The following is a 9,933-nucleotide window of genomic DNA, read 5'->3' on the forward strand; positions in this document are numbered from 1 at the left end:
ATGGCCGAGACTGCTCACGCCGCCGCGCTCGATCCCCTCGAGCCCCGGCGCCTCGTCGCACCGCACCACGACGACAAGTCGCTGAATGAGACGCTGCTGGACCATGTCTGGCGCAAGCCCGGCAAGGGCTGGTTCATGCTCTTCGGCATGACCTCCGCCGCCCTGGGACTGCTCGTCCTGGGCGTCACCTATACCCTGGCGCGCGGCATCGGCGTGTGGGGCAACAACCAGCCGGTGGGCTGGGCGTTCGACATCATCAACTTCGTCTGGTGGGTCGGTATCGGCCACGCCGGAACGCTCATCTCCGCCATCCTCCTGCTCTTCCAGCAGAAGTGGCGCACGAGCATCAACCGCTTCGCCGAGGCGATGACGCTCTTCGCGGTCATGTGCGCGGGTCTGTTCCCGCTCTTGCACACGGGCCGTCCCTGGTTCGCCTTCTGGCTGTTCCCGTACCCCAGCACCCTGGGCGCGTGGCCGCAGTTCCGCTCGCCGCTCGTGTGGGACGTGTTCGCCATCTCCACGTACCTCACGGTGTCCGCGCTGTTCTGGTACGTGGGCCTCATCCCGGACCTGGCCGCCCTGCGTGACTCGTCCAAGGGCAAGCTGCAGCGCATCATCTACGGCGCGTTCAGCCTCGGGTGGCGCGGCTCCGGCCGGCACTGGCACAACTACAAGACGGCGTACCTGCTGCTCGCGGGCCTCTCCACGCCGCTCGTGGTGTCCGTGCACACCATCGTTTCCTTCGACTTCGCCACGTCCCAGATTCCGGGTTGGCACGCGACCATCTTCCCGCCCTACTTCGTGGCCGGCGCCGTATTCAGCGGCTTCGCGATGGTCATCACGCTCATCGTCCCGGCGCGCAAGTACCTGGGTCTGCGGGACGTCATCACGGACCGCCACCTGGAGAACATGAACAAGGTCATCCTCGCGACCGGCCTGCTCGTGTCCTACGGGTACCTGATGGAGCACTTCATCGCCTGGTACTCCCAGAACGAGTACGAGTTCTGGACGTTCTACGTGAACCGCGCCACGGGCCCCTACGCCGGCGTGTACTGGCTGATGATCACGTGCAACGTCGTCACGCCGAACATCTTCTGGTTCAAGAAGTGCCGCACCAGCATCCCCATCATGTGGGTGGCCTCCATCCTGGTGAACATCGGCATGTGGTGTGAGCGCTTCATCATCATCGTGACGTCGCTCAGCCAGGACTTCCTGCCCTCCTCGTGGGACATCTACAAGCCCACCTGGGTGGACTGGAGCATCTACATCGGCACGCTGGGCCTGTTCGGCACCCTGTTCCTGCTGTTCCTCAAGTTCGTCCCCGCCGTCGCGGTGAGCGAAGTGAAGGAGCTGCAGCTGGAGCTGAAGCACGCCGAGCACAACGCCCACTCCCACGGAGCCCACTAGCGTCATGGAAGCCAAGGTCCTCGATTCCTGGGTGCTGGCCGAGTTCGCCACGCCAGACATCCTGGTGGATGCCACCAACCAGATGCGCGAGAAGGGCTACCAGGGCATGGACACCTACTCTCCGTACCCGCTCCATGGCGGGTCGGAGGCGCTGGGTCTGCCCCCGTCGCGCGTCCCCTTCATCGCGTTGGGCGGTGGTCTCACGGGCATGTGCACCGCCCTGGCCATGCAGACGTGGATGAACACCATCGACTATCCGCTCAACATCGGCGGTCGTCCGCTGCTCAGCCTTCCCGCGTGGATTCCCATCACGTTCGAGCTGAGCGTGCTGTTCGCCGCGTTCGGCATCTTCTTCGGTCTGCTCGGCCTCAGCCGCCTGCCGCAGCCCTACCACGTGGCCTTCGAGTCGGAGGCGTTCCGCAGCGCCTCCACCCACGGCTACTGGCTGGGCGTGCCGTTCGCGGCCGGGACGGACAGCTCCGAGACCATGAACCAGCTCAAGGCCCTGGGCGCCACCCAGGTGACCATCGTCACGGGAGAGAAGGAATGAGGTGGCTCATCCCCGCCGCCGGACTCGCCGCGCTCACGGGCTGCGAGGTCAGCTCCGAGTTCCTCCAGCGCATGGAGGTCCAGGCGAAGTACGAGAACTACGAGGCGTCCGAGTTCTGGCCGGACGGCCGCTCCATGCGCGTGCCTCCCGCGGGTTCCATCCCGCGTGAGCGCCCGGTCGGCAACCCCGGCATCAGCACCGGCCGCGCCAATGGCCAGCCGGTGGCGACCATCCCCATGCCGGTGGACAAGCCGCTCATCGCCCTGGGTCAGAAGAAGTACAACATCGTCTGCGCGCAGTGTCACGGCGTGCTCGGCGACGGCAACAGCATCGTCGCGGAGAACATGGGCATGCGCCTGCCTCCGTCCCTGCTGGAGCTGGCGAACAAGCCCGCGGGCCACTTCTACACCGCCATCAACGAGGGCTACGGCGTGATGCCGTCCTTCTCGGGCGAGCTGGACACGCGGGAGCGCTGGGCCGTGGTCGCCTACGTGCGAGCGCTCCAGGCCGCCCGCAGCCCCCAGGGCCAGCAGCCCGTCCCTCAGGAGAACCGATGAGTTCCGCGACTTCCACTGCCACTGAGCCCATGGGGCGGTTCGCCGGCAGCTCCAAGATGGGCCTGGCCTTCGGTGTGGGGGCCGTGTGCCTCATCGCCGCGCTGGCGGGCTTCTTCGTCGGCGACGCGAGCGCCGCCGCGCACAGCTACCTCATCGCCTTCGCCTACTGGGTGGGCATCAGCGTGGCCAGCACCATCATGCTGGCCATCTTCCACACCGCGAAGGCCAAGTGGCCCATCGTGCTGCGCCGCACCATGGAGACCATGGGCGCCACGGTGCCCGTGTTCATCGTCCTCTTCGTGGGCGTGGTGCTGGGCCTCAAGCAGCTCTACTCGTGGTGGCCGGAGTCCCCGCTGGCCGCCCACATCGAGGGCATCGAGAAGGTCCACCTGGGCCACAAGCAGCACGGGTACCTGTTCCCGACCTTCTTCTGGGTCCGTCAGGCCATCTACTTCACGGTGTGGACGCTGGTGTCCTGGCGGCTGCGCTCGTGGAGCATGAAGCAGGATGAGACGGGCGAGCTGGAGCTCACCGTCAAGCAGCGCAAGTTCGCTCCGGGCGCGCTGCCCTTCCTTGCCCTCACCATTACGTTTGCTGCTTTCGACTGGCTGATGAGCCTCACGCCGCTCTGGCAGTCGACCATCTACGGGGCCTATTACTTCGCGGGCAGCTTTCTCGCGGCCTTCTGCCTGCTGACGGTGGTCACCGTCCTGGCGCAGGGCAAGGACCTGTACGGCAGCGTGGTGACGACGGCGCACTACCACAACCTGGGCAAGCTGATGTTCGCCTTCACGGCGTTCTGGGCCTACATCGGGTTCTCCCAGTTCCTGCTGGTGTGGATCGCCAACCTGCCGGAAGAGGCGCCCTGGTACGGCATCCGCATCTTCGGCGCGTGGCGCCCGCTGTCCATCGCGCTGGTGCTCCTGCACTTCGTGCTGCCCTTCTTCACCCTGCTGTCGCGCAACCTGAAGCTGCAGCCGCGCAAGCTGATGGTCGTCGCCCTCTACCTGCTGCTGATGCACTGGCTGGACCTGTACTGGCTCGTGTGGCCGGCCATGACGGGCAAGGCGGGTCCGTCGTTCCACTGGACGCTGCCGGTCGCGTTCGTGGGGGTGGGCGGAATCGCGGTGGGCTTCGCGCTGATGCTGGCCCGCAACAAGTTCACGCTCCCGGTGAAGGACCCCTACATCACCGAGTCGATGAGGTACGTGCAGCCATGAGCAAGCCAGTCAAGGAGGAGTCGCGCATCATCGTGGGCGCGCATGGCGTGGCGGCTGAGGAAGACCACATCGACATGCCGAAGGTCGTTGGCATCGGCGTGGGCGCCATCGTCGTCTTCATCGTGGGCGGCGTGTGGGCCTGGCGCATCCAGGTCGCCACCATGAACGAGGCCCAGCCGGACGGTCCTCCTCCGCGTCCCGCGGCGGTGGGTCAGTACGAGGTGGGCATCGTCAACCAGCGCCTGTTCGACCAGGACTGGCACGCGACGGACAAGCTGAGCGGCCAGCACCAGGCGCTGCGCAACGGCTGGGGTGACCAGCCGGGCGTGGCGGCCCACCCGGGCATCGAGCAGGTGTACGACCGCGTCATCGCGGACCAGAAGCGCGCCCCCGAGCCCGCGCCCACCCCGCCCACTCCGGCCACGCCGACGCCCCCCGCGCCGGCCCCCAAGAAGTAGTCCTCTTTCCCCCCTTACCCGAGCCGTCCTCCGATGCGGTCCCTCTACGTGCACACCACCCCGCGCACCCTCCGTGCCCTGGGGTTCCTCGCGGCGGCGGCGCTGGTGCTGGCCCAGGCCACGCCCGCGTCCGCGATGCCGGGCGGCGGCAAGACGCCGCGCGCCATCGTGGAGGCGGACTCGGATGCCCCTCTTCCCGTGCGGGGCGTGGACGTGGAGGAGCACCTGGGGGAGCCCATCCCCCTGGAGACGCGGTTCACCGACGAGCAGGGCCAGGAGGTGCGGCTGGGCGATGTGATGCCGAAGACGCGCCCCACGGTGCTCACGCTGGTGTACTACTCCTGCCCCATGCTCTGTAACCTGGTCATCAACGGGCAGGTCAGCGTCATGCGCGAGCTGGGCCTGGAGCTGGGCAAGGACTACGAGGCGGTGACGCTGAGCATCGACCCGCAGGACACCCCGGAGCTGAGCAGCGAGCGCCGCCGGAAGTACCTGCAGGGCATGGGCAAGCCGGAGACAGCGCCCTGGCGGTTCCTCACCGGCACCGAGGAGAACATCCGCAAGGTCGCCGATGCAGTGGGCTTCAAGTACGTGTATGACGCGAGCACGAAGCAGTACGCCCACCCCGCGGTGGTGATGGTGCTCACGCCGGAGGGGAGCATCTCCCGCTACCTCTACGGCACGACGTTTCCGGCCAAGGACGTGAAGTTCGCGTTGCTGGAGGCGGCCGGCGGAAGGGTAGGAACGAGCTTCGATCGCATCGTCCTGTCCTGCTTCAAGTATGACACCGCCACGCGGCGGTACGGTTTCTACATCTTCGGGTTCATCCGCCTGGGCGCCCTCGCCGTGTTTGGCGCCCTGGCCACGATGCTGATCTATTTCTGGAGGCGCGAGCTGAAGAAAGGCGCGACTACATGAGCGACCTGGCCAACAAACTGTTGTTCCTCCCGGAGCGCGCGTCCACGTTCGCGGACCGGATCGACTTCCTGCACTACTTCGTCGTCGGCACGACGATGGTTGCGTCCGCGGGCGTCGGCCTGGCGGCGCTGTTCATGTTCTTCCGCTACCGCCGGCGGGTAGAGAACCAGACGACGGAGTACGTCGTCCCGAACCTGAAGACGGAGTTCCTCTTCGTCTCGGTTCCGCTGGTGTTCTTCCTGGCGTGGTTCGCCATCGGGTTCCGGGACTTCACGTGGTTCACCACGCCGCCCAAGGACTCGATGGACGTCTACGTCATGGGCAAGCAGTGGATGTGGAAGTTCTCCTATCCGGAGGGCCCCAACGGCGTGAACGTGCTGCACGTGCCGGCCAACCGCCCGGTGCGTCTGCTCATCACCTCGCGCGACGTCATCCACTCCTTCTTCGTGCCGTCCTTCCGCATCAAGATGGACGCACTGCCGGGCCGCTACACGCAGGCCTGGTTCGAGGCGACGAAGCCGGGCACGTACCAGGTGCTGTGCACCGAGTACTGCGGCCTGTCGCACTCGAAGATGCTCGCGGAGGTCGTGGTCATGGCCCCCGAGGATTACGACACCTGGATCAAGGAGCAGCGCCGCGGGCGGCTCCAGGACCGTCAGGACGCACTCGCGGACAACTCGCTGGTGCCGGGCACCGCGCGCATGGCGGAGCAGGGCCAGAAGCTGGCCGGCACGCAGGGCTGCCTCAAGTGCCACTCCGTGGACGGCTCGCAGCACATCGGGCCCACGTTCCTCGGCATGTATGACCGCATGGAGCACCTCCAGGACGGTCAGAACATCCGCGTGGACGAGGCCTACATCACCCAGTCCATGATGGACCCGGGCGCGCACATCGTCGCCGGCTACCAGAATGTGATGCCGACCTATCAGGGCAAGCTGCAGGGCCCCGAGTCGGCCGCCATCGTCGAGTACATCAAGTCGCTGCGCACCGCGAACGTTCGCGAGGGCGCCTCCGAGGGACCCGCTTATGACCCCATCCAGTAGCATCGCCGCGCCGGGGGCTGCTCCCGGCCACGAGGCGCACCACGACGAGCACGGGGACCACCCGAGCTATCTGGTCGACGGCACCACGGTGAAGTCGTGGCTGCTCACCGTGGACCACAAGCGCATCGGCATCATGTACATGTTCTGGGTGCTGCTCTTCTTCCTCGTGGGCGGCATCTTCGCGCTGATGATTCGTCTGGAGCTGTTGACTCCGGGTCCGACCATCATGGACGCGATGACGTACAACCGGACGTTCACGCTGCATGGCGTGGTCATGATCTTCCTGTTCATGATCCCCGCCATCCCGGCCATCTTCGGCAACTTCATGCTGCCGCTGATGCTGGGCGCCAAGGACGTGGCCTTCCCCCGGCTGAACCTGCTGTCCCTGTACGTGTACCTGGCGGGCGCGGGCTTCGCGCTCTGGGGCATGCTCAACGGCGGCCTGGACACCGGCTGGACGTTCTACACGCCGTACAGCGCGCACACGACGACGACGGTGGCGCCGGTGCTCTTCGGCGCGTTCATCATCGGGTTCAGCTCCATCCTCACCGGCATGAACTTCATCGTGACGGCGCACACCATGCGCGCGCCGGGCATCACGTGGTTCAAGATGCCGCTGTTCGTGTGGGCGCTCTACGCCACGAGCTGCATCCAGGTGCTCGCCACGCCGGTGATTGGCCTGTTGCTGCTGCTCGTGTCGGCGGAGAACCTGTTCAACCTGGGCATGTTCGACGTGGCCCGCGGCGGTGACCCGGTCCTCTTCCAGCACCTGTTCTGGTTCTACAGCCACCCGGCCGTGTACATCATGGTGCTGCCGGCGTTCGGCGTGATGAGCGAGGTGGTCAGCACCTTCAGCCGCAAGAACATCTTCGGCTACCGCGCGGTGGCGTACTCCAGCGTGGGCATCGCGTTCGTGGGCTTCTTCGCCTGGGGCCACCACATGTTCGTGTCCGGTCAGTCGACCTTCGACGCGGGCATCTTCGGCGCGCTCAGCATGCTGGTCGGTGTGTTCACCGCCATCAAGGTCTTCAACTGGGTGGGCACCGTCTACAAGGGCGCGGTGGAGTTCACCACGCCGTTCGCCTACTTCTGCGGCTTCCTGTTCTTCACCGTGTTCGGTGGCATGACGGGCATCGCGGTGGCGACGGTGTCCCTGGACGTGGCGTGGCACGACACCTACTTCGTGGTGGCGCACTTCCACTTCATCATGGTGGGCGCGACCATCATGGCGTTCCTGGCGGCCCTCCACTACTGGTTCCCCAAGATGTTCGGGAAGACGTACCACGAGGGCTGGGGCCTGGTGTCCGCGGCGCTCATCATCCTGGGCTTCAACGCGACCTTCATCCCGCAGTTCCTCCTGGGCAACGCGGGCATGCCGCGCCGGTACTATGAGTACCCGGAGCGGTTCCAGGCCCTGAACGTGGCCTCCACCGCGGGCGCGTCCCTGCTGGCGTTCGGCTTCGTCATCATCGCCCTGTACCTGACGTGGGCCCTGATTTATGGGAAGCGCGTGGACAACCCGTGGGGCAGCAAGGGCTATGAGTGGCTGACGGCGTCGCCGCCGCCGACCCACAACTTCGTGGGCCCGCAGCCTACGTACCCGGAAGAGCCCCACTTCTACGTGGATCCGAAGAAGGCCGAGGTCTCCGATGCAGTCTAGTCACTCCGCCTCCGCCCCGGGCGGCGCCAAGCTGGCGGCGCACTTCGCGTCGCTGGATGTGCAGAAGCACGCGGCGCGCCTGGGCATGTGGCTGTTCCTGGCCACGGAAATCCTGCTCTTCGCCGGCCTGTTCGCCTGCTACGCGGCCTACCGCTTCCTGTTCCCGGAAGCGTGGGCGGCCAGCAGCCGGAGCCTGGACCTGCTGATGGGCAGCATCAACACCATCGTGCTCATCACCTCCTCGTTCACCGCCGCCATGGCGGTGCACTACGCGAAGGAGGGGAAGAACAAGCTGGTGGGGCACATGTTCTTCCTCACGCTGCTGATGGCGGGCGCGTTCCTCGTCATCAAGTACTTCGAGTACAAGCACAAGTTCCACATCGGGACGCTGCCGGGCCGGTACTACTTCTACGACGGCATCCAGGTGCCGGGCGCGCCGATGTTCTTCACGGTGTACTTCGCGTCCACCGCCCTGCACGCCTTCCACGTCATCATTGGCATGACGGTGCTGGCCATCATCATGGTCCGCGCCTACCGCAAGGGTGACTTCGGTCCGAACAACTACACCGCGGTCGAGCTGGGCTCCATGTACTGGCACCTCGTCGACCTGGTGTGGATCTTCCTCTTCCCGATGCTGTACCTCGTCTAAGGGTCGACCATGGCTTCCGTTGCCAACGAATCGCGTCAGGAAGAGCACAACATGCAGGAGCACCATGGCGCCGGCCGTTACGTCGCCATCTGGCTCATCCTGTCCGTGCTGACGGTGGTCACGGTCCTCACGGGCCGCATGCACCTGCCCAGCTTCGGCCTGTTGTTGGCGCTCGTCATCGCCAGCGTGAAGGGCACGCTGGTGGCGCTGTACTTCATGCACCTGTCCGAGCACCGGGGCGCCAACCGCCTGGTGTTTGGCGTGTCCATCTTCTTCGTGGTGCTGCTCATCAGCTTCGTGCTGATGGACTTCGGCACCCGGTTCCGGCTGGCGAACCCGCCGGGCTCTCAGTACAGCGACCTGCAGGCCGTGGACATCGGCGCCAACAAGGCCGAGGGTCGCTTCGGGGGCAACACCCACGAGAAGCAGGACCACGAGAAGCACGAGTAGGACTCGCCTTCTCTTCGCAGTCCCCGCGCGGCGCCTGGGTTTCCCCGGCGCCGCGCTTCATTTGGGGCCTACCGCGTCCGGCCTACAGCGCGACGGAGAGGTTGAACGACAGGGCCGTGTCCGTGGACACCTTGCCCGCGGGCGGCTCGCTGTCGCTCTTCACGAGGAAGCCCACGCCCAGCGAGAGGGACTGGGTGAGCTTGGCGTTGAGCTGCGTCTGGCTGCTGAGCAGGACGCGCGAGTCGCCGATGACGCTCAGCAGGACCTCCACGTCCTCCTGGAAGATGATGTCCTGCGACAAGCCGTAGCGCAGCAGGGCGCCGAAGCGCGGGCCGCCCAGGTCCACGTCCGGCAGGTCCATCCGCGTGGGGTAGTACTGGAAGCGCGTCTCGCGCGCGTAGCGGAAGGCGATATCGGTGCGCAGCGTGGAGTCACGCCCGTCCGCCGTCTTCCCGTCCCACCAGAGGATGCTGCCTCCGCCCTCGCCGAAGGGACGCGACTCCACGCTCTTCACGTGGTCCGTGTCCGCGCCGGCCAGCAGGTAGCCGCTCAAGAGCTGGGTGAAGCGCCGGTCACCGCGCAGCTCCAAGCCGGCGTTGAGCGCCACCACCTGGGACTCGGCCACCTCTCCGCCCTGCACCTCGGGCGGACGGCTGCGGCCGTAGGCGCCGTAGCTCTTGAGCGAGTAGATCCAGTGCTCCGTCTTGCGCTGCGCGCTGGCCAGTCCGCTGAACGTCAGCGTGGACGCGTTGCCCGTCAGCGAGATGAGACCCAGGCCGATGGACACATCCCACTGCCCCGACTTGGGCGACGTCACCTCATTCGCCTTGGCCGTCTCCACCGGAGGAGGCGGGGTGGCGCTGCCCGGGTTCCTGGCGGCGGCCTCGGCGAGGCGCTCCATGGCCTCGGCCAGACGCGCGCTGGCCTCGGCGGAACGCTCGGCGGCGGCGGCGGCGCGCTCGGCGGCGACCGCGGCGCGCTCGGCGGCCGAGGCATCCGCGCTCGGGGCCGTCGCGGGGGC

At 66.6% G+C, this 9,933-nt stretch carries 11 protein-coding genes; 10 read left to right on the top strand and 1 reads right to left on the bottom strand.

Going from position 1 to position 9,933, the window contains the following annotated elements; all coding sequences use genetic code 11:
* The 10 genes from nrfD to KRR26_RS33080 are packed head-to-tail and all read left to right on the top strand — an operon-like array spanning position 1 to position 8,912.
* A complete protein-coding gene (nrfD, locus tag KRR26_RS33035; RefSeq protein WP_120203209.1) occupies positions 1 to 1,407 on the top strand; it encodes an NrfD/PsrC family molybdoenzyme membrane anchor subunit in 1,407 nt (468 codons plus the stop codon).
* Between the two features lie 4 nt (positions 1,408 to 1,411).
* Positions 1,412 to 1,957, top strand: a complete 546-nt coding sequence (locus tag KRR26_RS33040) for a DUF3341 domain-containing protein (RefSeq protein WP_120203210.1) — start codon at positions 1,412 to 1,414, stop codon at positions 1,955 to 1,957.
* Complete coding sequence (locus tag KRR26_RS33045; RefSeq protein WP_120203212.1) at positions 1,954 to 2,514, top strand: c-type cytochrome; 561 nt, start codon at positions 1,954 to 1,956, stop codon at positions 2,512 to 2,514. The genes KRR26_RS33040 and KRR26_RS33045 overlap by 4 nt, the downstream gene beginning before the upstream one ends.
* Entirely contained in the window at positions 2,511 to 3,734 is a 1,224-nt protein-coding gene (locus KRR26_RS33050; RefSeq protein WP_120203214.1) for a hypothetical protein, read from the top strand. Before KRR26_RS33045 ends, KRR26_RS33050 begins: the two co-directional genes overlap by 4 nt.
* On the top strand, positions 3,731 to 4,192 hold the full coding sequence (locus KRR26_RS33055) for a hypothetical protein (RefSeq protein WP_120203215.1): 462 nt from the start codon (positions 3,731 to 3,733) through the stop codon (positions 4,190 to 4,192). Before KRR26_RS33050 ends, KRR26_RS33055 begins: the two co-directional genes overlap by 4 nt.
* A gap of 33 nt (positions 4,193 to 4,225) precedes the next feature.
* Entirely contained in the window at positions 4,226 to 5,110 is an 885-nt protein-coding gene (locus KRR26_RS33060; RefSeq protein WP_120203217.1) for an SCO family protein, read from the top strand.
* Complete coding sequence (gene coxB, locus KRR26_RS33065) at positions 5,107 to 6,153, top strand: cytochrome c oxidase subunit II (protein ID WP_120203219.1); 1,047 nt, start codon at positions 5,107 to 5,109, stop codon at positions 6,151 to 6,153. Before KRR26_RS33060 ends, coxB begins: the two co-directional genes overlap by 4 nt.
* Positions 6,137 to 7,813, top strand: a complete 1,677-nt coding sequence (locus KRR26_RS33070; RefSeq protein ID WP_120203220.1) for a cytochrome c oxidase subunit I — start codon at positions 6,137 to 6,139, stop codon at positions 7,811 to 7,813. The genes coxB and KRR26_RS33070 overlap by 17 nt, the downstream gene beginning before the upstream one ends.
* Complete coding sequence (locus KRR26_RS33075; RefSeq protein WP_120203222.1) at positions 7,803 to 8,462, top strand: cytochrome c oxidase subunit 3 family protein; 660 nt, start codon at positions 7,803 to 7,805, stop codon at positions 8,460 to 8,462. Before KRR26_RS33070 ends, KRR26_RS33075 begins: the two co-directional genes overlap by 11 nt.
* A 9-nt stretch (positions 8,463 to 8,471) precedes the next feature.
* Entirely contained in the window at positions 8,472 to 8,912 is a 441-nt protein-coding gene (locus KRR26_RS33080) for a cytochrome C oxidase subunit IV family protein (protein ID WP_120203223.1), read from the top strand.
* A gap of 82 nt (positions 8,913 to 8,994) precedes the next feature.
* On the opposite strand, the gene KRR26_RS33085 is transcribed toward KRR26_RS33080, so the two are convergent.
* A partial coding sequence (locus tag KRR26_RS33085) for a DUF481 domain-containing protein (protein ID WP_236069430.1) occupies positions 8,995 to 9,933 on the bottom strand: 939 nt, incomplete at its 5' end.

This window comes from Citreicoccus inhibens, assembly GCF_019039035.1.
Lineage (GTDB): Bacteria > Myxococcota > Myxococcia > Myxococcales > Myxococcaceae > Citreicoccus > Citreicoccus inhibens.